General features: G+C 57.9%; 19 protein-coding genes. 4 read left to right on the top strand and 15 right to left on the bottom strand.

Annotation, left to right across the window (positions count from 1 at the left end; translation table 11 throughout):
- Positions 1–84 precede the first annotated feature (84 nt).
- Positions 85–984, bottom strand: coding sequence for a LysR family transcriptional regulator (locus CDO73_RS02235; protein ID WP_088486864.1), 900 nt, complete (start codon positions 982–984; stop codon positions 85–87).
- A gap of 139 nt (positions 985–1,123) precedes the next feature.
- On the opposite strand from CDO73_RS02235, the gene CDO73_RS02230 reads away from it, so the two are divergent.
- Positions 1,124–2,095, top strand: a complete 972-nt coding sequence (locus CDO73_RS02230) for a DMT family transporter (protein ID WP_088486863.1) — start codon at positions 1,124–1,126, stop codon at positions 2,093–2,095.
- A 90-nt stretch (positions 2,096–2,185) separates the two neighbouring features.
- Here CDO73_RS02230 and CDO73_RS02225 read toward each other — a convergent pair whose 3' ends face one another.
- A complete protein-coding gene (locus CDO73_RS02225) occupies positions 2,186–2,740 on the bottom strand; it encodes a TetR/AcrR family transcriptional regulator (protein WP_143536048.1) in 555 nt (184 codons plus the stop codon).
- Between the two features lie 204 nt (positions 2,741–2,944).
- Here CDO73_RS02225 and CDO73_RS02220 point away from each other — a divergent pair, with 204 nt between their 5' ends.
- Both CDO73_RS02220 and abc-f read left to right on the top strand, forming a co-directional pair.
- Positions 2,945–3,892, top strand: a complete 948-nt coding sequence (locus CDO73_RS02220; RefSeq protein ID WP_088486861.1) for an NADP-dependent oxidoreductase — start codon at positions 2,945–2,947, stop codon at positions 3,890–3,892.
- 192 nt (positions 3,893–4,084) lie between these two features.
- Positions 4,085–5,554 (top strand): ribosomal protection-like ABC-F family protein, encoded by a 1,470-nt coding sequence (gene abc-f, locus CDO73_RS02215; RefSeq protein ID WP_088486860.1) that lies wholly within the window; start codon positions 4,085–4,087, stop codon positions 5,552–5,554.
- 127 nt (positions 5,555–5,681) lie between these two features.
- Here the strand turns inward: abc-f and CDO73_RS02210 are convergent, their stop codons facing one another.
- The 5 genes from CDO73_RS02210 to CDO73_RS02190 form a co-directional block, all read right to left on the bottom strand.
- Positions 5,682–6,281: a GNAT family N-acetyltransferase gene (locus CDO73_RS02210; RefSeq protein ID WP_088486859.1), complete on the bottom strand. Its 600-nt coding sequence runs from the start codon at positions 6,279–6,281 to the stop codon at positions 5,682–5,684.
- A 134-nt stretch (positions 6,282–6,415) separates the two neighbouring features.
- On the bottom strand, positions 6,416–8,716 hold the full coding sequence (locus tag CDO73_RS02205; RefSeq protein ID WP_256972523.1) for a glycoside hydrolase family 95 protein: 2,301 nt from the start codon (positions 8,714–8,716) through the stop codon (positions 6,416–6,418).
- Between the two features lie 17 nt (positions 8,717–8,733).
- A complete protein-coding gene (locus CDO73_RS02200; RefSeq protein WP_088486858.1) occupies positions 8,734–9,753 on the bottom strand; it encodes a zinc-binding alcohol dehydrogenase family protein in 1,020 nt (339 codons plus the stop codon).
- Positions 9,750–10,715, bottom strand: a complete 966-nt coding sequence (locus CDO73_RS02195) for an aldo/keto reductase (protein ID WP_088486857.1) — start codon at positions 10,713–10,715, stop codon at positions 9,750–9,752. The genes CDO73_RS02200 and CDO73_RS02195 overlap by 4 nt, the downstream gene beginning before the upstream one ends.
- Positions 10,716–11,570 carry an amidohydrolase family protein gene (locus CDO73_RS02190; RefSeq protein ID WP_179218485.1) on the bottom strand — a complete coding sequence of 285 codons (855 nt, stop codon included), beginning with the start codon at positions 11,568–11,570 and terminating at the stop codon, positions 10,716–10,718. It abuts the gene before it with no gap.
- 130 nt (positions 11,571–11,700) lie between these two features.
- Here CDO73_RS02190 and CDO73_RS02185 point away from each other — a divergent pair, with 130 nt between their 5' ends.
- Entirely contained in the window at positions 11,701–12,600 is a 900-nt protein-coding gene (locus CDO73_RS02185) for an AraC family transcriptional regulator (RefSeq protein ID WP_179218483.1), read from the top strand.
- Here CDO73_RS02185 and CDO73_RS02180 read toward each other — a convergent pair.
- The 8 genes from CDO73_RS02180 to dapA form a co-directional block, all read right to left on the bottom strand.
- Positions 12,584–15,025 (bottom strand): glycoside hydrolase family 31 protein, encoded by a 2,442-nt coding sequence (locus CDO73_RS02180; RefSeq protein ID WP_256972522.1) that lies wholly within the window; start codon positions 15,023–15,025, stop codon positions 12,584–12,586. The two genes, CDO73_RS02185 and CDO73_RS02180, sit on opposite strands and share 17 nt — an antisense overlap.
- Positions 15,026–15,047: 22 nt before the next feature.
- Positions 15,048–15,788: a response regulator transcription factor gene (locus CDO73_RS02175; protein WP_088486854.1), complete on the bottom strand. Its 741-nt coding sequence runs from the start codon at positions 15,786–15,788 to the stop codon at positions 15,048–15,050.
- Positions 15,785–17,518 (bottom strand): sensor histidine kinase, encoded by a 1,734-nt coding sequence (locus tag CDO73_RS02170; protein WP_256972552.1) that lies wholly within the window; start codon positions 17,516–17,518, stop codon positions 15,785–15,787. Before CDO73_RS02170 ends, CDO73_RS02175 begins: the two co-directional genes overlap by 4 nt.
- A gap of 114 nt (positions 17,519–17,632) precedes the next feature.
- Complete coding sequence (locus CDO73_RS02165; protein ID WP_088486852.1) at positions 17,633–19,198, bottom strand: extracellular solute-binding protein; 1,566 nt, start codon at positions 19,196–19,198, stop codon at positions 17,633–17,635.
- Between the two features lie 81 nt (positions 19,199–19,279).
- Complete coding sequence (locus CDO73_RS02160; protein ID WP_088486851.1) at positions 19,280–20,161, bottom strand: carbohydrate ABC transporter permease; 882 nt, start codon at positions 20,159–20,161, stop codon at positions 19,280–19,282.
- A 15-nt stretch (positions 20,162–20,176) separates the two neighbouring features.
- A complete protein-coding gene (locus CDO73_RS02155) occupies positions 20,177–21,160 on the bottom strand; it encodes an ABC transporter permease (RefSeq protein ID WP_088486850.1) in 984 nt (327 codons plus the stop codon).
- A gap of 149 nt (positions 21,161–21,309) precedes the next feature.
- Complete coding sequence (locus CDO73_RS02150; protein ID WP_088487216.1) at positions 21,310–22,737, bottom strand: family 43 glycosylhydrolase; 1,428 nt, start codon at positions 22,735–22,737, stop codon at positions 21,310–21,312.
- A gap of 419 nt (positions 22,738–23,156) precedes the next feature.
- Positions 23,157–24,056 carry a 4-hydroxy-tetrahydrodipicolinate synthase gene (gene dapA, locus CDO73_RS02145; RefSeq protein WP_088486849.1) on the bottom strand — a complete coding sequence of 300 codons (900 nt, stop codon included), beginning with the start codon at positions 24,054–24,056 and terminating at the stop codon, positions 23,157–23,159.
- Positions 24,057–24,124: the final 68 nt, after the last annotated feature.

The following is a 24,124-nucleotide window of genomic DNA, read 5'->3' as shown; positions in this document are numbered from 1 at the left end:
GCTACCTCCCCGACTGTGCGGTTTTCTCCTCTGTTCAATTCGCGGCGACCGCGAAAGATTCCTTCCTTTTTCCTCAAAAAAGACTTACTGCTTCGCTCCCGTCGCGTTTTCCTGACGAAAAGCGGGGTAAGCGGCCACATGCTCGAGAAATCGGCGCAGCGCGGGCGAAGCATGTTCGCCGCTGCGCAAGCAGATGCCCAAACGCCGGTAAGCCGGAACGCTGAGCTCTTTCTGCACGACGCGATACGGCGTTCGGTTCAAGACCAATTCGGGCAGGATGCTGATGCCGAGTCCGCTCTCGACCATCGAGATGATGGCATAATCGTCGCGCGCCGTGAATCTCACTTTGGGATGAATGCCGTGCAGCTCGAAGATTTCCGTAATCTCGTTGACCGTGCCTTCTTCCAGCAGCAGGAACGATTCGTCGCTCAGCGCTTCGATCGGAAACTGTTCGAGTCCCGCCAGCGGATGATCTTCCGGCAGAATGACCAGCAGCCGGTCCTGTGTCAGAAAACGGCTTTCGAAGCCCGAACGCACCGGCAAACGCTGAAATCCGCAGTCCGCCTGCCCGGTTTCGAGCCAATTTTCGATATCCGTATAATGGCCGTGCAGCAGTTCGAAATCGACGCCCGGATACTCCTGCTGGAACGTCTTGATCAATTCGGGCAGCCAATTGACGGCGGCGCTCGTGAACGTCGCGAGCCGGATCAGGCCCGAACGCAGTCCGCGCAGGTTCGCCGTCTCGTCGATCAGTTCGCGCTGCGCCTGCACGGCGGCCCGGATATACGGGAGCAGCCGCTGACCGTCGGAGGTGAGCCGAATCCCGGAGCGATCGCGGATCAGGAGGGTCAGACGCCATTCTTTTTCCAAAGCGTTCAGCATATGGCTGATGCTCGATTGCGTGTAACCGAGCGCCGCCGCGGCTTTGGTGAGACTGCCGGTTTCCAGCGTTTTGAGGAAGGCTTCGTATTTGTGATTGGACATGGACTCGCGCCTCTTTCTATCATTAACATTCTTCATGTTCAGCATGAAAAACATTCGCTTTCCTCATGCTTTTCTTCAACTTATACTGGGAAAGGCAAAATTGCAACGGATTTTTATGACGAAGAGGATGACGACGAAAATGAAACTGCGCATGACGAAAAAAACGGCCGACCTGGCGATCGCCCTGGTCTCGGCGGGATGGGGTTCGTCCTATCTGCTTATGAAGACGGGATTGGACGGAATGGAGCCTTTTACCCTGATCGCTTGGCGATTCCTGTTGGCTTTCGCTTTGACGGCTCCGCTGTTCTGGCGGCGCTTGCGAACGGCCGATCTCAAAACGATAGGAGAAAGCGCCGCGCTGGGCTTCGTCATGTTCGTCATGCTGTCGCTGTTGATCAAAGGCTTAGAGACCACGACCGCTTCGTCGGCCGGATTCCTGACCAGCGCGATGGTCGTCTTCGTGCCCATGATCCAGATCGTGCTTACGCGCCGCGCTCCGAGCTGGGCGACCGCGGCCGGAATCGCGCTGACGATGGGCGGAATCGCGCTCCTGACTTTGCAGCATTCCCTGACGTTCGAATCGGGCTCCGCATTGTGCTTGGCCGGAGCGTTCGTCTACGCCGTGCATATCATCATGACGAACCGGTTCTCGAAGCGCTCCGACGGTTTGACCCTCGGCGTGCTCCAGATCGGATTCATCGGTTTGTTCGGCCTGATCTTCGGTTTCCTGTTCGAGACGCCTTCGCTGCCGAGCGGCACCTCGGGTTGGCTGTCCGTGATCGGACTGGCCGTCGTCTGCAGCGCTTTCGGCTACATCGCGCAGACCGTCGCCCAGAAATATACGACGCCCGAGCGAATCGGCGTACTCTTCTCGCTCGAGCCCGTATTCGCCGCTTTGTTCGGTTTCCTGTTCCTCGGCGAAGTGCTGCGCGGGCAAGGTTACGTCGGCGCGCTGCTGATTCTGGCGGGCGTGCTCGTCTCGGGTTACAAAAAAACGCCTGGACGTTCGATCCCTCGGCCTCCGCGGATTCCCGGACAACCCCGCCGGGCGGTCAGCCGGGTGCGGACGCAGGAAGCCGACGCCGCTTCAAGCAGCGGAACGGGCGCTTGAACCTTTCGAAATCATACCGAAGAGCCTTTGCCCGCGCGGGCAAAGGCTCTTTTTTCGCATAACGTTCGGTCCAGAAACTCTGCGGGGCATTCAGGAAGACGTACCTTCGTGCCGCCCGAACAATGCCGCCAACTCCGAAGCCAGACGCTCCTCGGGATACGCCATATGTTCCGCGATCCACCACTCCAGCACGCCGACGATCGCCGAAGACAAAAAACGCGTCAGCACTTCTTTGCCGATCTTCGCGTTTTCGCCCCGAATCGGCATCCGTTCGCCGAGTTGGCGCCTCATCGTCTCCGACATTCGTTCGCGGAACGCCGGCACGCCTTCGTTCGTCAGCAGCGCCGAAAAAGCGGCCTTCTGTGTTTGCAGGTCCCGCAGCGCCACGAGCAGCCGAGCTTCCAGTCCGTTCTGCCCGGTTTCCGCCTGCGGCATGCAGCTTCGGAACACGCGTTCAAGCCCTTCTTCCGCACAGCGCTCCAACAGATCGTATTTATCTTGATAATGCGAATAAACGGTCGCCCGATTCACGTTCGCCCGTTCGGCGATTTCGTTGACGGTAATTTGTTTGAAGCTTTTTTCGGCCAACAGCGCGATAAAAGCGCCTCCGATGGCTTCTCGCGTTCTCGGAATGCGTCTGTCCACGTTCGTTCCCTCTTTTCTTCCGTTCGTCTCGCCGGTCAAGCCGTTAATCGACGATTTGCGGCGAACCGTTGCCTAGCCGACGATTCGCCGATTTTTGCGGATGGACCCGACGGCTTCTCCTTGTTACTTTAATCCTAAGAGAAGCGGCGGCGCAAGCCGTCGGCCGCCTATCGAATCCGTCTGAAGCGAGGAGCGAACATCGACATGAAACGAATCGAAATGCACGAATACGGCAAGCTTCGGGAGGCTCAGAGCGAACGACCCGAAATTTCCGATACCCAACTGCTGATCGAGGTCCGCGTCAATGCGGTCAACTCCGGCGATCGAATGATCGTATCGGGCGAGATGCGCACCGCGCTGCCTTTACCGCTCCCCTATGTGCCCGGCATGGAATTCGCGGGTATCGTACGCGCGGTCGGCAGCCGCGTCACGGCTTTTCGCGAAGGAGATCGCGTGATCGGCCTCAATCCGTCCGGCGGCGGATACGCGGACTATGCGGTTCTTGAAGAAACGCACGCTGCGGCGATTCCGGAAAATCTGGCTTTCGGCGGGACGGTCTCGCTGGCCGCCGCCGGTCTCAGCGCCCGGCAGGCTCTGTACCGCTTCGGCGAATTGAGGCCCGGCAGCCGCGTCCTGATCGAAGCCGCCGCAGGCGCGGTCGGCCATCTGGCGGTTCAGCTCGCCAAGCTTCAAGGCGCTTACGTCGCTGCCGCGGCCCGATCGGTCCACCACGAGTTTCTGCGCGCGATCGGCGCCGACGAAACGATCGAACCCGACGAATACCGGGATCGCTCGTCGCTCCGGCATTCCGACCCGTTCGATCTGGCGTTGGGCATGATTCGGGAATCGCGCTTACAGACAGCGCCGGGCAGCGGCGAGCCGCAAGCCGCCAAACTTCTAGCCGACGGCGGAATATACGTGTCGCTTCTCTCGCCGCAGATCGAACAGACGTCTTCCGCTCGCGGCATTCGCTTTCGTTTCGCCCGCGTTCGGCCGGACGTCGGCGACTGGAACGAGCTGCTTGCGCAAACGAGTCAAGGACGCCTGAAAATCCATACCGCGGCCGAATTTCCTTTTACCGCGCAGGGAATCGAACAAGCTTACCGGGACGGCGAACGCGGCAAACGGGGGCAGTATTTGATCGTTCGCTAAACACTGTACTCTGGACTTTTACTTTTACGCGTTCTACACTGATTCTGTAAGCAAACGCCAAAAAAGGAGGGTCCGCTCTATGGGCAGGATCTCGATGTGCATGTTGTTGTTCTTCTGATACGGACTTCGATAGCGAAGTCCGTATCGGCGTCAGGCCGCCGATACGAAATTTAATTTCGGAGGTGGCAAACGATGGAACCAACCTGCATGGAATTGGAACACATAGAGATGAGGTTTGCGGAAGCATCCTTGCTCAAGATCGATCGGCTGACCGTATCCCGTTTCGACCGGATCGGGATCGTCGGGCCGAACGGCGCCGGCAAAAGCACGCTGCTGAAGCTGCTTGCGGGCGAACTCGCGCCGACGCAAGGAATTGCGCGTCTGCACGCTTCCGTCGGCTATTTCGGTCAGACGGCGGCGCCGGGCGAAATATTCGAGCCAGCCGATCCCGGCGAGACCGGACGCTGGGCGGTACCCGTGCATTCGGATCGTCTGAGCGGCGGCGAAGAAACGCGGCTCAAGCTTGCCGAACTGCTGGGCGGCCGCAGCGAAGTGCTGCTGCTCGACGAGCCGACTTCGCATTTGGACGAAGACGGCATCGCACAGCTTACCGACCGTCTGCGCGTTTACGACGGAGCGGTCGTTCTGGTCAGCCACGACCGGGTCATGCTCGACGAACTGGTCGATACGATCTGGGCCGTGGAGAACGGCGAAGTCCGGATCTATGCCGGCCGTTACCGCGATTACGTTCGGCAAAAAGAAATCGAGCGGAACCGGCAGACGCAGGCACATGAACGTTATCTCAAAGAATCCGCAAGGCTGGAACGGGCGGCCGAAAGCAAAATGGCCAAAGCGGCGAAAGTCGCCCGCACCGACGGTTCGACCCGCAAAGGCACCAAAGACAAGCCGAACCGAATGTTCGAAAGCAAATCGAAAGGAACCGGCCAGAAAGCGATGCATCGCGCGGCCAAAGCGATCGAGCAGCGTTCGAGGCAGCTCGAAGCCGTCGAAGCGGTCCGGGAAGAAGCGCCGCTCCGGTTCTGTCAGCCGGCCGGCATCAAGCTGCATAACAAGTTTCCGGTTATGCTGGATAGGCTGACGCTGACGGCCGGCGATCGCACGCTGCTGGAAAACGCGTCTTTTCAAGTGCCTTTGGGTGCGAAGATCGCTTTTGCCGGACCGAACGGCTCCGGCAAAAGCAGCCTGCTTCGTCATATCGAGCGCGGCGGAGAAGGCGTGCTGCTGTCGCCCAAAGTCCGCGTCGGCTTTTTCCGGCAGACGGGCTACCGTTTCGAAACGGACGAGAACGTTCTTCGTTTCGCGGCGTCCGGTTCTTCCGCACACGAAGGCGCGGTCCGCGCGGCTCTTCACGCCATGCGTTTTCAAAGCCGCGATCTCGCCCGAAGCATTCGCTCGCTCAGCGGAGGCGAAGCGGTAAGGCTCCAACTCTGCCGTTTGTTCCTGGGAGATTATAATGTTCTGCTGCTGGACGAGCCGACCAACTTCCTCGATGCCGACTCCGTTTCGGCATTGGAACGTTTTATGGCCGCTTATGAAGGCACGGTGCTGTTCGTTTCGCATGACCGGGCTTTTGTCCGCGCCTCTGCCGATTACGGCCTACGAATCGTCGATCGCAAATTGGCGATCTTCGATCCGGAATAACGATCGATCTCTTCTGCACGCAAAAAGGAAGCCGGATTCGGCTTCCTTTTTGTTTTTCGACTCGGATACGCGGGTTAAGCTTTTTTCCGGCTTGTACCGCGTTAGACTGCGCTTCACCCGGCCGACATTATGTACGCTCCGCCTGCACCCGCTCGTAATCGGACTTCAACATGCCGTACACTTTCGAATCGATATACTCCCCGTTGTAGATAAAATCTTCGCGTTTGACTCCTTCGAGCACGAATCCGTTCTTGACATAGACCCGTTCCGCTCTCGGATTAAAGCTGAAGACTTCCAGACCGATCCGGTGCAGGCCGACGTTCTCGAAACCATGCCGCAGGAACAGTCGAATCGCTTCAGTGCCGCGCCCTTGACCTTGTCCGGACGCTCCAATCAGAATACGGAAATTGACGTTGCCGGCTTCTTCATCGTATTCGTTGAATACCGCTTCGCCGATCAGTTCGCCGCTTTCTCGGTCCACGATTGCGAGATCCAGACGATCGGTCTGCGCGTTCAACTTGGCATACCAAGCGCGGGTGCGCTCTTTCTCTTCTTCCGTCATCGGCCGCGATGCTTCTTCGTCGCTGCCTGCCGATCCGGTCAGACGCCGCACGTCGATCTCTTCCAGAATCGATAACAACTTCTCCGCGTCGCCTGCTTCGAACGGACGCAGCAGTACTTTTTCTCCCGACAAGACCGGTTTTTCTCTAAAATTCGTTTGATTCATCGCAAACTCCATCCTTTCGTTCCGCAAATCGCGGAAGGCGAACGGTAATTCGCCCTCTTATGACTTCGCGACGTCCGAACAGAATTCCTTTTTCGTTGATTCCGAGCAACTCCCGATTCAAAGGCTCCGCTTCTTCAACCGCCGAACGTATACGTCTTACCGACTTTCCCTTCGAAAGAAACCGGCTCGAGTCCGGGGCCTTGCAAACGACATTTCCCTTCGGAACCGCAGGTCACGGACACGCTCGTAATCCGCGAGTTCGCCCAAGCGATATCCACGGTATATCCGCCGCGGGCGCGCAGTCCGATCGCTTGACCTTCCGCCCATTCTTCGGGCAGCGCAGGCAGCAAAGACAATTCGCCGGGGCGGCTCTGGAGCAGCATCTCGGCGATGCCTGCCGCGCCGCCGAAATTCCCGTCGATCTGGAACGGCGGATGGTTGTCGAACAGGTTCGGCAGCGTCGACTTCTCGAGCAGCGCGCGTACGTTCGCGTACGCTTTCTGACCGTCGCGCAGCCTTGCCCAGAAATTGACGATCCACGCCCGGCTCCAGCCGGTATGTCCGCCTCCGGCCGCCAATCGGCGTTCCAACGTCACGCGGGCGGCGGCCGCAAGTTCCGGCGTATGTTCGGCATCGATCGAATCGCCTGGATAGAGCGCGAACAGATGCGAGATATGCCGATGTCCCGGTTCGGCTTCTTCGTAGTCTTCCATCCATTCCTGAATCTGCCCGTGCCGGCCGATCTTCGGCTGCGGAATCCGTTTCAGAGCGGCGGCCAATCGTTCGCGAAAATCTTCGTCGATGCCCAGAATCTCCGACGCTTCGATGCAGGCGCCGAACAAGGCTTCGATGATCTGAAAGTCCATGCTGGCTCCCGCGCAGATTACGCCCGATTCGCCGCTAGGCAGGATATACGTGTTCTCCGGCGATACCGACGGGCAGGTGATCAGACGGCCCTGTTCGTCTTCGATGAGATAATCAAGCAGGAAAACGGCCGCTTCCTTCATCGTGCCGTACTTCGATTCGAGGAAATGCCGATCGCCGCCGAACCGGTAATGTTCCCAGAGGTGCAGGCAGAGCCAAGCCGCGCCGAGCGGCCAGAACGAAGCCGGCAGATACGTATCCTGCGGAGCTGTATCGCCCCAGATGTCCGTATTGTGATGCGCGGCGAATCCTTCGCATCCGTACATGACGCGCGCAGTCACTCGTCCCGGCTCCCGCATGCGTTCGATCAGATCGAACAGCGGCTCGTGACATTCCGCGAGATTGCAGGTCTCCGCATGCCAATAATTCATCTGCGCGTTGATATTGATCGTGAACTTGCTGTCCCACGCCGGACGGAAGCTGTCGTTCCAGATCCCTTGAAGGTTCGCCGGCAGCGAACCGGGACGGCTGGACGTGATCAACAGATAGCGGCCGTAGCGGAAATAATCGGCGATCAGTCCCGGATCGTCTTCGCCCTGTCCGAAACGCTTCAAGCGTTCGTCGGTCGGCAGCTCGCGAAGCCGCGGATCTTCCGGCAGCCGCAGGTCCGCGCGCGCGTACAAAGATCGGTAATCGGCGATATGACGCTCCCGAAGTTCCGCGTAAGGCACTCGGCTCAATTCGTCCAGCCGCCGCTTGGCGTCAAGCTCCGGATCGGGCAGACGGAACGTCGTTCCGGCCGCGAGCAGCAGCGTGACGGCGCTTGCGCCTTCCACCAGCACGTATTCGCCGATCGTGCGGCAGCTCCCGCCTTCGGGAACCGCTTGGAGCACGGCGGCGAACGAACTCCCGCCTTCGCCGCCGCAGGCGCCGCGCATGACGATGCCGCGATCGAGCCATTTCTCCGTCCGCTCGACGTAGCGCCATTCGCCGCGGCCGAATCTGGCTTTGAGCGAAATGCCGTCCGCATGTTCGGTCGAAATCCGGATCGCGATCGCCTGATCGGGATAACTGGCGAACAGTTCGCGTTCGTACAATGCGCCGCCGATCCGGTAAGACACGCGGCTCAGACCGTTATCCAGATCCAGTTCTCTTCGGTAATCTTCCGCCGCTTCGCCGCTGTTGCCGTGTCCGCCGAACGACAGCAGCAGATCGCCGAGCGGCAGATAATGCCGCTGCGCTTCAGGCTGCGCCGCCATCGACATCGCCGCCAATTCTTCCGCTTCCCGCAGCCGACCGGCCAAGATCAGGCGGCGGACCTCCGGCAGATACGTCAACGCGTCCTCGTTGTTGCGATCCCGAGGTCCTCCGTACCAGACCGAATCTTCGTTCAATTGAAGTTTCTCTTCGGCGACGCCGCCGAAGAACATCGCGCCCAATCTGCCGTTACCGATCGGCAGCGCTTCGTTCCATTCTCCGGCAGGCTGTTTGTACCATAGACGCGTGCTTTCCGCCGACGTTTCGGATTGCCGTGCGGCTTGGTTCCCGTTTGCGAATTCTGTGCGAATCAACCGAAATCCCTCCTCCTTCAGTCCATCTCCACGATCGCTTTGATCAGCTTAGATTCCGGCCGCAGCCAATCTTCGAATCGTCCGACCATCTCTTCGAACGCGCAGCGATGCGAGATATAGCCGTTTACGTCAAGATGTCCGCTTCCGATCGCGTCCAGCACCCGCGCGAAGTCTTCGCGTGTCGCGTTCCGGCTGCCCTGCACGGTCATTTCGCGCGCATGGAAATGCGGATCGTCGAAAGTCACCGTTCCTTTGGCCAGACCTACGTAAGTCAGCGTTCCGCCGTGTCCGACATAGCCGAACGCCGCCTGCATCGAGGCCAGACTGCCGGTAGAATCGATAACATGCGTGAAAAAATCTCCGTCCGTGAGCCGATCGAGCGCCTGCTCCGGTTCTTGCAGCGCGTTTACCGCATGTTCCGCGCTTGCCCACTCCTGCGCGAACGCCAGACGTTCGTCGTTCACGTCCATCGCGACGACGCTCGCTCCGGCAAAACGCGCCATCGCCATGACGCCGAGTCCGATCGGACCCGCTCCGATCACCAATACCGTGTCGCCTTCTCCCGCGCTCGAACGGCGGACGGCATGCGCTCCGATCGCCAGCGGTTCCAGCATCGCCGCCTGATCGGCATTCAACTTGTCCGCTCTGAGCAGATTGGCGACGGGAATCGACACCCGTTCCCGCATGCCGCCGTCGACATGAACGCCGAATACCCGCATATTGCGGCAGCAGTTGGTCAACCCCGAACGGCAGGCCCGACAGGTTCCGCAATGCAGATACGGAATGATGCTGACGAGATCGCCCGCTTGCAGACCTTCGGCGTTCTCGCCGATCTGTTCGATCGTGGCGGACAGCTCGTGCCCGAGAATGCGCGGATAGACGAAATAAGGTTGATTGCCGCGATAGGCGTGCAGGTCGGTGCCGCAGATGCCGATCCGGCGGATCCGCACGACGGCGTGCCCGGCTTCGAGCGTCGGTTCGGGCAGATCTTCCCGATACGCGAAACGACCGATTTCTTCGCAAACGATGCCTTTCATGAACGTTTCCCCTCCGCATCCTGCTTGTTATTCGTGCTCCATTCGGAACGCCCGCTGTCCCAAGTCCGCCCTTGAATCGGGCTAAGAATCTTTTCGACCTGCGCCAACAGTTCGCGGTCGATCGGTTCTTCCGTCCAGCGAATATTGCGCCGGATATTGTCCGGGTTCGCCGTGCTGACCAGCGTCGTCGGAATCCGTTCGTCGGCCGTCGAGAATTGTACGGCCAGCTTGGCGATCTCTTCGCCGCGCTCCCGGCAGAATTCGGCCGCGCGCCGGCAGACGGCTCGGACTTCTTCGTCGGCGGGATGCCAATCCGGCACGTCGCGATCGCTGAGCAGTCCCATCGAGATCGGCGAAGCGTTGATCAAGCCGACGCCGCCGGCATCCAGCAGCGGAAGAAGATTCAGCAGCGTTCTGTCGTTAAGCGAATAATGGCAGTAAGACAAGATCACGTCGATCGCTGCTTGCGGCGCGATCTTCTCGAACACGCCGAGCGGCAGTCCGCTGACGCCGAAGAACCGGATCTTGCCGGCCTGCTTCAGCTCTTCCAGCGCGGGCAGGCTTTCTTCCAAGATCTGCTTCGCCGAACCGAATTCGATATCGTGCAGCAGCAGGATATCGAGGTAATCGGTTCCGAGCCGCCGCATGCTTTCTTCCGCGCTGCGCATGATCCGTTCGCGCGAGAAATCGAATTCGTCGCTGCCGTACCGGCCTGCTTTGGTACTCAGAATATATCGATCCCGCGATACGCTGCGCAGCGCTTTGCCGAGAACCGTTTCCGCTTGGGTCAATCCGTAATACGGCGACACGTCGATCAGATTGATGCCTCCGTCGAGCGCCTCGTGCACGGTCCGAATGCCTTCGTCTTCCGGCACTTCGCGAAACACGCTTCCGAGCGACGAAGCCCCGAAACTCAGCGCGGAGACTTCCAACCCGGTACGTCCCAATGTTCTGTATTGCATTTAGCTTGCACCTCCGTCGGATAAAAAGTTAAGTTTGTAAAATCTCGCGGCGTTCGTTCCGAAAGCGGCGTCGATCTCTTCGGCAGAAAGGCGTTCGCGCAGCGCGCCGAGCAGCAGCTCGACGGTATCCGCGTAGGTCGCGGCGGTCAGGCAGACCGGCCAATCGCTGCCGAACATGATCCGCTCCGGTCCGAACAGCTCCAAGACCGTTTCGATATACGTCCGAAAGTCTTCGGCTTTCCAGTCGGCTGCCGCTTCCGTCACCATGCCCGACAACTTGCAGCATATTCCGGGATGACGCGCGATCTCCGCCATGCGGCTTCTCCACGGTTCGATCTCACCCGACGCGATCGGCGGCTTGGCGAGATGATCGACGACGCCTCGCAGGCCGGGCACCCGGTCCAGCATTTCCTCCAAATGCGGAAGCTGATGCGGCAGCACGAGCAGGTCGACGGGCAGGTCTTCTTCCGCGAACAATGAAAGCGCTTGTAGAAAAGGCGGCGACAGCAGCTTCGCCGAGTCTTCCATCTCTTGGATCATGACGCGCAGGCCGACAAACTTCGGATGTTCGCGCAGCTTGTTATACTGCTCCCTGAAGTCCGGATGTTCGGGGTCGAGCCAACCGACGACTCCGGCCACGAACGGTTCATGCGCGGCCAATTCCAGAATATATTCGGTTTCTTCGAGCGTAGGCGCCGCCTGCACGAGAACGGTCGCGTCGATCTTCTGTTCGCGCAGCTCGGGACGCAGATCGTCCGGCAGGAAATCCCGGTACAGCACCGGAATCTCGGGAGTGATCCAGCCGTAGTCGTTTCGTTCGATTTTCCAGAAATGCTGATGGGCGTCGATTCGCACCTGATCCCCTCCGTTCGTTTTCTTTTTCATTTTAACAGCCGATTAAGGAATAAAAATTGCGTAAAGCGGCAAAATTATACCTTTTCTTGATATGATGGATGCAAACTTGATCCCACGGAAGGAGACGGCCATGAAACCGCTGCGCAAAAGGTTCGATCGCGAATTCGCGCTGCCGATGCTGCTGGATTACAAAGACACCAAAAGTCCGCTGCGCGAACTGCCGGACCATCATCACGAATGGCACGAGTTCGTGTACGTATACGAAGGCAAAGGGACTTTTTTTATCGATCAGACGTTCTACGAGATGCGTCCGGGCGACGTGATTATCATCCCGGGCAATACGGTGCATCGGGCGTTTCCGGACAAAGACGATCCGGTTACTTCTTCCGCCGTGTTCTTCGGTCCCGAGCTGATCCGCAGCCGGGCGCGCACGCACGCGGAAGCCGATGCTTATCTCAAGCTGTTCGAGACGGCGAAGCAGCGCAAACAATACAGATATGTACCGGCCCGCGAATACGCCGATATCCTCGAACGGGATATCGACGCTCTTCGCGCCGAATGGCAGCCGGACCGTCCCGACGGCGAGCAGGCGCTGTCGCTGCTGCTGCATCTGGCTCTGCTGCATTTGAACCGGTACTGCCTGCCGCAGAGCCTGCCTTCTTCGACCGGTTCTTCTTCGGCTCCCGCATGGCTCGGCGAAGCGCTGGCCTATATCGACAGCGAGCTGTTCTCGCGGTTGGAATTGAACGCTTTGTCCGAGCGCGTCGCCGTGTCTCCCGCGCATTTCAGCCGCGTGTTCAAGCAGCGCCTCGGCATGAACCTGACCGATTATATATCGACCAAACGGATCTTCGCCGCTCGCGACCGCCTGCTGCAAACCGGCGACAAGGTCGAACGGATCGCGCTGGACTGCGGTTTCGACAGTCTGCCGCATTTCTACCGCACGTTCAAGAAGCATACGCGCACGACGCCTTCGGCTTACCGCAGACGCGCGCGCGAACAAGGTCTTCCTTTTACGCCCGAACGTTGAATCCTTCGTCGTCCGCTTCCGCTTGGAGCCGCTCGCCGCGATAATCCAGCGTCGCGACTCCCGGTCGACCGACGATCTCCGCGACGAATCGGCGCTGCTCGGACATTCCGGGATAACTTCCGCTGCGCGGTCCGACCGTCAAACGCTCTTCGCGGTCCGACCACTGCAGCTCGATCGTCGAAAAAGCGCCTTGTTCGTAATCGTAAGAATCGCCTTCGTCTTCGTACAGCGTGAACGCGGCGTCCCGGCCCGGATAGATCTTCAACCGGATCGTTCCCGCCGGATCTTGGTCCGCGTACTGCAAGTCGGGTCCCGTCGGCACGATCGAACCGGCGCGGACGTAGAGCGGAACCGTGTCCAGATCGGCCGGCGCGGAGACGGTTCGCCCGCCGGCAATCTTTTCGTCGGTCCAATAATCGTACCAATGACCTTCCGGCAGATAGACGTTCCGCGTTTTGTCCGAATCCGCAAGCACCTCGGAACCGGGACCGTAATGCATCGGACGCGTAACGGGCGCGACGAGAAAAGCGGGCCCGAACAGAAATTGGTCGGCGATCCCGTGAACGAGCGGATCTTCCCGATAATCGAACGCCAGCGCGCGGAACATCGTATAACGCTGATGGGTAACCGCTCCGGCAAGCGAATACAAACAAGGCATCAGCCGGTAGCGCAGCTTGAGAAATTTCTCCAGCGTATCGTAGACGACTTCGCCGGGCGAACCGAAACGCCAGAGTTCGCGCGGCGTATCCGTACCGTGCGAACGGAACATCGGCAGGAACGCGGCCAATTGGAACCAACGCAGATAAAGTTCCCGGTAGCCTAGATCCTCTGTCCCGTCCTCGTAATCCCCGCTCCAGAACCAGAGGTCTTCGCGATCGCGGACGAAAAATGCGCCGATATCCGTCGTCCAATACGGCGAACCGGTCAAACAGAAATTCAGTCCGTCCGCGATCTGTTTGCGCAGCGTATCCCAAGTCGCCGACGTATCGCCCGACCAAGTGATCGTCGCGTATCGCTGCTGCCCCGCATACGCGGAACGCGTCAAGTTAACCACCCGTTTGCGGCTTCCCGACTCCCTCTGCCCTTCGTATAACCCGCGCGAATGTTCGAGCGAATACGCGTTGATCGAGGCCGCATCCAGATAACGCCGGCTCTCGGCCGTGTTGATCGCCATCCGGCGCTCCGGTTCCGGTTTGACCGCGCCTTTCCAATCGGCTTCGAACGGCTCGGTGCAATCGCACCACCACGCGTCGACGCCGTGTTTGAACAGTCCTTTTTCGGCCTGTTTCCAATATAAGGCCCGCGCTCCGGGATCGAACGCGTTATAGTTGGCCCGATTGCCGAGCAGGAATCCGTTCTCGGCCATCTCCCGGTGATTGTCGCCGCCTTCGCTCATGATCGGCCAGACGGACACCATCCATTTGACGTTCATGGCGTGCAGCTCGTCCGCCAGAGCGTCCGGATCGGGAAATCGTTCGGGATCGAGCGTTTTCTGTCCCCACAGATTGCCGGTCCAAGACTGCCAATCGAGCACCACGCAGTCGAGCGGAAGCTGTCGATCCCGATATTCGCGGGCGACCGCGATCAATTCGTCGGCGGAGACGTAACGTTCTTTGGACTGGATATACCCGTAAGCCCACTTCGGCAGCATCGGCGCGTCGCCCGTCAACTCGCGGATGCCGGCTACGATCTGATCGAATTCCGGTCCGTACACGAAATAATAGTCCATCTCGTCGTCGGCGTCCGTCAGCAGATACGAACCGAAATCGTCGTCGCGAAAGCTCAGGGACGAGCAGGAATCGATCAGAATGCCGTATCCCCGCGACGACAGCAGCACCGGAACGGAAGCTTTGAGGTTCTGCTGGTACAAATATTGATGCCGCCCTCTGAGATTCATCATCCCTTCTTCGTGCGAACCGAGACCGTACAGCGCTTCGCCGTCCTGCCAGTCGAATTCGAGTTTCGTGCGATAAGCCTGCCGGTCGAACACGACTTCCTCTTCTTCCGCCCGCACGCGAAGACCGTCCGCGCCGTAATCCTGTTCTTGCGCGGCTTGATCGGAACCGAATACCGTGCGATATACCTCGATTCGCTCCAAAGTCTTGCCGCCGCGTACCGGTTCGCGCATCAGCAGCCGTCCGTCCGTATCGAAATAACCGAACGCGCACGTCTTTTTGTCGATACGAATCTCGAGCGCGTCCGTTCGGATGCTCAGCCGCTCTCCGTCTTCCCTCGTCGTCCAACGCGCCTCGGCTTCTTGCGCCGGCCGATCGACGACGATCAGACTGGGTTTCGCCGCGAAATCCGCTTCGAGCGTATAACGGATTCGCACGATGCCGGGACCGCGAAACGCAAGACTCATCCGGCCCGCGGACGTTTCCAGCGTGACGCCTTCCGAAGATTCGCTCCAACTTTTCCATTTCAAGACGTTCGTTCCCCTCTCCTGTTTATGCTTCGTTTTCCCGTTCTTCGCTTCCGGACGCTTGTTCTTCCCGATAAGCGCCCGGCGTAATGCCCGCGTATTTCTTGAATACTTTATTGAAATAATGTTTGTTTTCGATCCCTACGCGCCGGCCGATCTCGTTTACCGACAGATGCCGATGCGTATGCAGCAGCTTGCGGGCTTCGTGAATGCGCAGCGCGTTCAAGTAATTGACGAACGTGTCTCCGGTTTCTTTTTTGAACAAACTGCTGATATAAGACGGATGCAGTTCCATCAGATCGGCGAGATGATCGAGCGACAGATCGTTCATGTAATGGGCTTTGGTATAGGCCAGAATCCGCTTGATATGTCGGGTACTCTCTCCGTCGCCGTCCGAAGGAAGTTTGCTTTCGATCTGTTTGAGCAGCTCGGACATCTCGTCTTTGTCGATCGGTTTGAGCAGGTAATCCACCACTCCGCTGCGCAGCGCGCGGCGAACGTATTCGAAGTCGTCATGTCCGGTCAGCACGATGAACCGTTCGCACAACCCGATGCCTTTGGCTTCCTGCATCAAGTCGAATCCGTTCTTCTCCGGCATATGCAGGTCCGTCACGGTCACGTCCGGCATCTCTTCTTTCATTAATTCGATCGCTTCGAACGCGTTGCCGGCCGAGCGCACTTCGCTGCCGGGCGAAGCGGCATCTTGAATCACTTTGACCAGTCCGCGCAGAATGATCGGTTCGTCGTCCACGATCAGCAGTTTCATGTCGGTTCGTCCTCTCCTTTCGCGATCCGAAGCGTCACTTGCGTTCCTTCCCCTTCCCGACTGTCCAGCAGCAGCCGCGATCCGTCTCCGAAAAAGGATTTCACGCGTTCGCTGACATTGACCAATCCGACGTTCCCTTCTCCCGTGCCGCTTTCTCTCGCGACGCCGGACGGATCGCGCAGCCGCTTTTGCAGACCGGCCAACTTCTCCGCCGGAATGCCGACGCCGCTGTCCGTGATGCGAATCGCGATTTCTCCGTCTTCTTCCGCGGCCTGCAGCCGGATATGCACCGGTTTGAGCGTGGTCGCTCCGTGCACGATGCTGTTTTCGATGAGCGGCTGAAGAATAAAGCGCGGACAGAAGACCTTTTTGGCGTCCACCCGAACATCGATCTCGTAAATCAACCGGTCCTGAAGACGCATCTTATGGATATTGAGATAGAAAACGACCGTTTCGATCTCTTGAGCCAGCACCGTCTGATCGTCTTCCGAAGACAAGCTGTATCGCATCAGTTTGCCGAACCAATACGAGATATCGGCCACTTCGCGATCGTTGTTGGATTCGGCCAACATGCGGATCGTTTCCAGCGTGTTGTACAGAAAATGCGGTTTGATCTGCGCCTGAAGCACTTTGTAAGCCGCTTCTTTGTTGCGCAGTTCGGCTTTGTGCACGTTGTTGATCAGCTCGTCCATCCGCTGGATCATCGCGTTGTACGTCACCGTAAGAAATCCGATCTCGTCTCTGGCCTGCGGCGTTCCCGTTTCGATCGCGTACTGCTTCAGATTGTCGTCGCTTTGCGCGCGCATATGGCCGGCCAGAGCGAGAATGCGTTTGGTAATCGTGGAAGCCAGGCCGTAATAGAGCGCGGACAGCCCGATCAATAACGCTACGATCGCGCCGACGAGCACGGTCTCTCTTTTTTTGACGGAATGAAAGACTTGGTCCACCTGCCCGGTCACGACCAGCCGAACGCCGAGTTCGTCCAGTTCGACTTGATTGACGATCGTATTGCGCTCCACGAAAAACAGTTCGCCGTTCGCCAATCTCTGCCGCATCGCGTCGTCGAGATCCGCCGTCCGCGCTTCGCCGTTCCACGGTTCGCCCTGCTCGGACAGCAGCGTCGCGCGCCATTTGCCTTCGATGCCCGCCGCTTCGTAGAACCGTTCGAACAAGTCTTGATTGGTACGCATTTCGAGCAGTCCGATCCGTTCGGTGAACTGCCCGTTATAGAGATATTGATAATAATTCAGTTCCGGCCATTGGCTTTCGGCGCTGCGCCGCAGCCAGATGCCTTTGCCCGGCTTCAAGCTCTCGACGCGGGCGAGCAGAGCGGGATCGAGCGCCGAAATATCCGTAAAATAATCCGTAATCGTAAACACGTCGGGCTTCATTTTGTAGACGGACAGCGATTCGATCGCGGGATCGGCGAAATAAGACTGCGTGTAGATCGGCTGAATATAACGAATGAACGAATACACGCTGTCTCCTTCGTAATCGTAAGCGCCGTCGAGGTAATCGACCAGATACGGGTTATACTGCAGCATCCGGTGGACCGACTGAATCCTCGCGAAGTCCGTTCGCAGATTGGCGTACGCCTGCTCCAGCACTTTCTGCCGGCTGCTTACGAATTGGTCGATCAGGTTTTTGGAAGTCTGCGCGTAATAGAAATAACCGAACCCGATCACCGGGATAAAAATAAAGAGGATATACCCCAAGATAATTTTTCGCATGATGCTCACAGGGTCGTTCCCCTCCGTTCTTCCCGCCTCGATATGCCGATCCGCTAACGAAGAAAACCCGGCAGAGACGATCCTCTCCGCCGGCGTCTTCCCGATTGCCCGAATTTATTCGAACAAGCCTTTTTTCTCCTGATAAATTTGGTTGGCCCAATCGACCAGATCGTTTAAGCCCATCGACTCGGCCGTTTTGATCATTTGTTCGTAATTGGCGACCGCTTCTTCTTCCGACTTCGCCAGATAGATTTTCACTTTTTCATTTTTGATCATTTCGTCGATTTTGGTTTTGATCGTTTTCTGCTGCGAATCCGGCTGGGTCTGGATCAAGCCGAGCTGCGGTTTGTAGACCGTCACTTCTTTTCTTTCCATCAGCGCTTTGGTCTTCTGCGTGCCTTCGACGTAACCTTGCAGCCCTTCCGTCACGCCGTCGTTGTACAGATACCACCATTTGATGCCGTTGGAGTTAATGAAGTCGGAATCGGACGGATCGTATTTCAGGTTCGGGTACCCTTTGTCGTTCCACGTCCAGTGCTCGCCTTCCACGCCGAACATCGTCAGCTTTTTGCCTTCGTCGCTCGCCAGATATTGCAGGAACTTGATGGACGCTTCCGGATCTTTGTTTTTCTTCGTGATAAAGGTTCCCGCGAAGCCCAGTCCCGTGCTGACGATCTTCGTCTTGTCGGACAACGCGCTCGGCAGCATCTTGAACGTGTAGGACTGTCCGCTGTTCTTGATCTTGATATTGTCGGTATCCGCCACGCTGACCGTATGGCTGTGGGCGAACGCTTTGCCGCTGGTCGCGTATTGGTCGTCGATCTGATCGTTGGTGTACGCGAAGTTCTCGCCCAGAATATAGCCGTTCCGATAAAGCGCATTCATGAATTTGAAGAATTCGAGCATTTCCGGCTGACGGATCGCGTAATCGACTTTGCCGTCATGTTCGTACCAACCGTCAAGCAGCGCTTCGACGCCGAACTGCTGCAGGAAATACTGCTCCAGCCAATCTTTGTCCATGATCAGCGGAATCATATCGGGATATTTCGACTTGACCATGCCCAATACCTTCATGAAGTCGTCGGTCGATCGGATCGGCGGGTTGCCGAGTTCTTTCATGATGTCTTCGCGCACCGCGATCCCCGGATTGCCGTCGCTGCCGATCGCGTATTTGTTCGCCGCCATCTCTTCCTGCGTGGCGAACGAGTTGCGGACCGTGTAGAAATTGCCGTCGTCCATCGTATGGATCGCGATCCGCGTCTTGTCGATCTTGAAGTCCGGCGCGTATTTCTCGATCAGCTCGTTCCACGGATAAGACAGCTTGGAATCGGACATGCGGTCGATATTGGAGTACGTGAACACCAGATCGGGCAGATCGCCGGAAGAGATCATCAGCGGAAGCTGCTTATCGTCCGTCGCCACCGTCACTTTGAGCTTGATGCCGGTTTTTTCGGTGATCTTGTCCGCGACCGGGCCTTTCCATTCTTTGACCGGATACCAGGGCGCGTCGATAAAGATCGAGAGTTCTTTGACTCCGTTCGCGTCGGCTTCCGCTTTGGGCACTTCGCCCGAAGCATTTTTGCCGTCTCCGCCGCCCGAACCGCATGCGGACAGCAGCGAGATCGCCAGCACGCCGGCCATCGACAACAACGAGATTTTTTTGCGTGTTTTTGCGCTCATCCTCTATAACCCCTCCGTTTGTGATCATTATATATCAAGACGGACGTCTTAATATCGTGTTAGAGATTCCGATGCGAAACTTCAGCCTTTGACCGATCCGAGCATGATGCCTTGAATAAAATATTTCTGCAAGAACGGGTACACGCAGACGATCGGCGCGATCGAGATGACCATCGCCGCGACTTGCAGCGAATAACTGGTGACGCCCGCGGAAGCGCTGTTGGCGGCGGCGATCGCGTCCATCGGGGCGTTGCTGCGATTGATGACTTCCATCATTCGGAACGCCAGCGTCCGCAGTTCTTCCGATTGGACGAAATAGGCCGAATCGAGCCAAGAGTTCCACTGTCCGACCCCGATAAACAGCGCCATCGTCGCGATCAGCGGCATGGATACGGGAATGATGATCTTGTAGAATACGACCAGTTCCCGCGCTCCGTCGATATGCGCCGATTCTTTGAGTTCGCTCGGAATGTCGCGGAAAAAGGAAATGGCGATCAACAGGAAAAAGGTGTTCAGCAGCGAAGGCACGATATACACGCCGAACGAGTTCAGCAGGCCGATCGAGCGCAGCACCACGTAGTACGGAATCAGACCGCCCGAGAAATACATGGCGAAGATGATGATCGTGAAATACGTCTTATGCAGCAGCAGATCGCCGTGCGACAATCCGTAAGCGACCAGACAGGTGAACAGGACGCCCGACACGGTGCCGATCACCGTTCTCGCGACCGTGACCAGAAACGCTTTGTACCAAGCCGGATCGCTCAAGAACTGGGCGTAATTTTCGAACGTGAAGCTTCTGGGCCATAAGTAGACGTTTCCGAGCAGCGAATCCGTCCCTTTGTTGAACGAGAGGATCAGCACGTAATAAAAGGGATACAGCATGGACAGCATAATGATGAACAAGGTCACGTTGACGAAAGTATCCATGATGCGGTCTTTTTGCCTTTGATCGAGGTTCAATGGCTCTACTCCTTTCTAGAACAGGCTCGATCCCGAGCTCCGCTTGGCGATAAAGTTGCTGGAGAAAATCAAGATGACCGAGATGACCGATTGGATCAGGTCGATCGCCGCCGCGTAGGAGAAGCGTCCGTCTTTGAGTCCGACCTTGAACGCGTACGTCTGCACGATCTCGGACGTCGGGTTATTGATGCTGTTGCCGAGCAGGAAAGCCTGTTCGAAGTTGGAACCGACCATGCCGCCGCCCAAGATGCTGCCGATCGTCAAGATCAGCACGACGACGATCGTTCCCTGCATGCCCGGAATCGTGATATGCCGAATTCGGGCGAGTCGTCCCGCTCCGTCGATCTGCGCCGCTTCGTACAGCGAAGGATTGATGCCGGCGATCGAAGCGAGGAAGATGATCGTCCACCAGCCGACTTCTTTCCAGACCGCGCTGCCGACGGCAAGGCCCCAGAACGAATTCGGATTGGTCAGAATGTCCAGCGGTTTGTCGATCCATCCGAGGCCCATCAGCAGTTTGTTCACCATGCCGATATCGGTGGACAGCAGCGAGAACGCGATGCCGACCACGACGACCCACGAGATGAAATGCGGCAGATAGCTGACCGTCTGCACGACTCTTTTGAAAGCCGTGCTCTTGACTTCGTTCAGCAGAATCGCCAGCAGGATCGGAGCCGGAAACGTGAACAGCACTTTGAGCAGGCTCAAGACCAGCGTATTGCGGACGATCATGCCGAATTGGTAATCGTGCACGAACTCGTCGAAATGCCGAAGGCCGACCCATTCGCTGGTGAAGATGCCGCCGATTCCGTCGGAGATCGAATAATCTTTGAAGGCCATCAAGATGCCGAACATCGGGGTGTACGCGAAGATCAACAAGAAGATCATGCCCATCCCGACGAAGACATGCAGCGTCGCTTGCTTTTTAAACCGCTTCCAAAATTGCGAGCCCGACTTGCCGGCGAGCTTCGGTTCCGTTACTTGCGTATTCAAGTCCATGCGCTCTCCTCCTTGATCTCAGCTTACTACCGGCGTAAGGGGCGGCATAAGCCAACATTCTCAAGAAAGCGTTATCATTTTTTAATATCGAGCGGCTACGGACATGAAAAAAGCTCCTTTCCCGAAGGAAAAGAGCCCGGAGAAAAAGATTATGCGAGCGTGAACGAAGCCAAACTCGGGCCGCCGGTGCCGGCGTAAGTGAAATACAAAGCCTGCACGCCGTCGGGGATGGCGATCTCCGCTTCGGACTCGACCCAGACGTTCGTCGAACGTACGGGGATGCTGCCGAGAGCCGGACCGTCCCACGACGTTTTCACTTCGAAAGCGCCCTGACAGTAGCCGCGGGTCTTGATCTTGACCCTGCTTACGCCTTCGCAACGGAAATATTTGAACCCCGCCGTCGACGATTCGGTCATATTGGCGATATAGCCGACCTCTTCGTCCCCGTCCCGGCCGTCCTGCGTGACTTTCGGGAAACGCGCGTCCATCCAAGCGCCTTCGGGACCGAATCCGCCGGTATACATCGCGTCTTCGCGGCGGAAAAGATGACAGGCGAGATAAGCGGGATATTCGCCGCGGCCTTCGAGCGGACCGCCGTTCGGACCGCTGGTCGTAATCTCGACCTGCGGGATCGAACCGTCTTCCGCGAACCGGATCGGCTCGGCGCAGCCTTGACGGCAGAACGCCGTTCCGTTCGTGTGCCGGTGGTAGAAGATCTGCCAGCCCCCGGCGATCTCGACGATGCTGCCGTGGTTGTTGCCGCCGTAATAGATCGGCTTGTCCGCCGGTTTGTACGAATCGATATGCAGATCGCAGTTGCTGACGATCACGCCGCCGTATGTAAAGTCTCGGGTCGGATGCAGGCTGGTCGCGTAACACAATTCGTGCATGGATATCGACGAATAGACCAAATAATAGATCTCGCCCCGTTTACGGATAGACGGCGCCTCGAAAAATTCGAAGCCTTCGAATCCGCTGCCCGCGCTGTACGGTTCGCTCGGCAGAACGAAGTTCGGCTCTTCGACGATCGTCAGCATGTCCGAACCGAGCACGGTCGCCATCGCGCCGTGACGGGAACGGTCTCCTCTCGCGCAGAATCCGGTATACAGATACGTGCGGTCGCCTTCGGTCAGCACGCCCGGGTCGAACTGCGGTTCGTCGCCTTCGCGTTCGCCCAACCTTTTGCCTTCGGCGTCGTGCACGTAGCCGTAGAATTCGAACTTCCCGCCCGGCGCGTCGCTGACGGCGACCGACACGACCGAGACTTTGTCCAGCACGTAATACAGATAATACCGGCCGTCCGGTCCGACCGTCACGTCCGGCGCGTACAAGCACATGCGGCCTTCGGGATCGAGCGGATCGTCGGTGCTGCGGTAGACCACGCCTTCGCAGCGCCAATCGCTCAGATCGTTCTCCGGCGCCGACCAGCATACGTAATCGTTCAAGCAGAATACATGCCCGTTGAATCGATCATGCGAACCGTACACATAGACGCGCCCTTCGAATACGTAAGGTTCGCCGTCGGGAACGTATTCCCAAGAAGGCAGATACGGGTTGACTCCTTGTTTTTTCGCCATGTTTGCGTTCATCCTCGTCTGTATGGAGTGAATCGGGAAACGGCATTTCGGAGGAAACGCTTTCAATCCGAGCTGTCCGAAATTTCCGTCCGTCATCCGCGCGGTCAGGGTTGTACGGACAACCGAAGCCATGCGTCCTTTCCGCACTAAAAGAATAAGGACCCAATGCTCCGCCTGTCAACCCGAAATTCGGAAAGCGGACTTATCGCCTACGATCGGACACAAATCGAAAAGCCGTCAAACCTTCGCGCGATCGCGGAAGTTTGACGGCTCTCCGATACGTACGGAACCCTTTAACGACTAGTAAGCTGACCGCATTAAATCTAAGGTTTGAGTCCTTCGAAAACACGCACGTTTCAAGCAGATTTTCGGGGCCGAAACCTAACGCGTACAAGGCTTCGACCGAGGTTTCGCCGGTCTTACAAAGCCAGCGCGTCGCCCGGCAGCACGCCGGCTTGCAGCAGCCTGCCGCGCAGTTCTTGGCCGATCTCCACCATCGGCAGCCGCAGCGTACCGTGGGCGATCTGTCCTGCCTCGGACAGCAGCCATTTGACCGGCGCCGGGTTCGGCTCTTCGAACATTAACCGGATCAGCGGCAGCAGCGGCTCGAATTCGGCATACGCTTCGTCGAAGCGTCCGGCGCGGAAATTCCGGTAAATATTCAAAAATTCGGCTGCGCGGACATGCGCCGAAACGAGCATGCCGCCGGCCGCTCCGACTTCCAACGCTTCGAGCAGACTGGCGTCGTCGCCGCACAGCACCGGCTTCGACGGACCGTAAGCGCGCAGTTCGCGCAGCAGGTCGCAGCTTCCCGAGCAGTCTTTGAGTCCGGCGATATTCTCCATTTCCATGATCTCGCGCACGGTGTCGACTTCCATCTTCACTCCGGTACGGCCCGGAATTTCATAAACGATGACCGGCAGTCCGACCTCCGCGATCTTGCGGAAATGTTCGATAATCCCGCGCTGGGAAGGCTTGTTATAGTAAGGAACAACGGCCAGCACGGCATCCGCGCCCAGCTTGCCCGCCAGCTCCGTCTTCTTGACCGAAGCGCGCGTATCGTTCGTGCCCGTTCCGAGCACCAGCGGAACTTCCGCGGCTCCGATCGCGGACTTGGCGGCGGCGGACAGCAGGCTCAATTCTTCGGCATTGACGGTCGGGGATTCGCCGGTCGTCCCGTTGACGACCAACCCGTGAATGCCTTGAGCGACGAGCGACGACGACAGCTTGTGGAACGATTCCAGATCAAGCTCCCCTCCCGGCAGGAACGGGGTCACGACGGGCAGATAAATACCGTGCAGCTGTTGTTCGGTTAACATAGGGTGTCCTCCCAGCAGACTTTTGTTAGCTCTACTTTATCATGGAAAATTGCATCAGCGTTAGCTAT

The organism is Saccharibacillus sp. O23, from assembly GCF_002205895.1.
In the GTDB taxonomy this organism is placed as follows: Bacteria; Bacillota; Bacilli; order Paenibacillales; family Paenibacillaceae; genus Saccharibacillus.
The sequence above is the reverse complement of the archived record's forward strand: the minus strand, read 5'-3'. Positions and strand labels throughout refer to the sequence as shown.

Coding starts and splice junctions, on each gene's coding strand:
- CDO73_RS02235 (WP_088486864.1), bottom strand. CDS start 984: ATGTCCAATCACAAATACGAAGCCTTCCTCAAAACGCTGGAAACCGGC.
- CDO73_RS02230 (WP_088486863.1), top strand. CDS start 1,124: ATGAAACTGCGCATGACGAAAAAAACGGCCGACCTGGCGATCGCCCTG.
- CDO73_RS02220 (WP_088486861.1), top strand. CDS start 2,945: ATGAAACGAATCGAAATGCACGAATACGGCAAGCTTCGGGAGGCTCAG.
- abc-f (WP_088486860.1), top strand. CDS start 4,085: ATGGAACCAACCTGCATGGAATTGGAACACATAGAGATGAGGTTTGCG.
- CDO73_RS02210 (WP_088486859.1), bottom strand. CDS start 6,281: ATGAATCAAACGAATTTTAGAGAAAAACCGGTCTTGTCGGGAGAAAAA.
- CDO73_RS02200 (WP_088486858.1), bottom strand. CDS start 9,753: ATGAAAGGCATCGTTTGCGAAGAAATCGGTCGTTTCGCGTATCGGGAA.
- CDO73_RS02195 (WP_088486857.1), bottom strand. CDS start 10,715: ATGCAATACAGAACATTGGGACGTACCGGGTTGGAAGTCTCCGCGCTG.
- CDO73_RS02185 (WP_179218483.1), top strand. CDS start 11,701: ATGAAACCGCTGCGCAAAAGGTTCGATCGCGAATTCGCGCTGCCGATG.
- CDO73_RS02175 (WP_088486854.1), bottom strand. CDS start 15,788: ATGAAACTGCTGATCGTGGACGACGAACCGATCATTCTGCGCGGACTG.
- CDO73_RS02170 (WP_256972552.1), bottom strand. CDS start 17,518: ATGCGAAAAATTATCTTGGGGTATATCCTCTTTATTTTTATCCCGGTG.
- CDO73_RS02165 (WP_088486852.1), bottom strand. CDS start 19,198: ATGAGCGCAAAAACACGCAAAAAAATCTCGTTGTTGTCGATGGCCGGC.
- CDO73_RS02155 (WP_088486850.1), bottom strand. CDS start 21,160: ATGGACTTGAATACGCAAGTAACGGAACCGAAGCTCGCCGGCAAGTCG.
- CDO73_RS02150 (WP_088487216.1), bottom strand. CDS start 22,737: ATGGCGAAAAAACAAGGAGTCAACCCGTATCTGCCTTCTTGGGAATAC.
- dapA (WP_088486849.1), bottom strand. CDS start 24,056: ATGTTAACCGAACAACAGCTGCACGGTATTTATCTGCCCGTCGTGACC.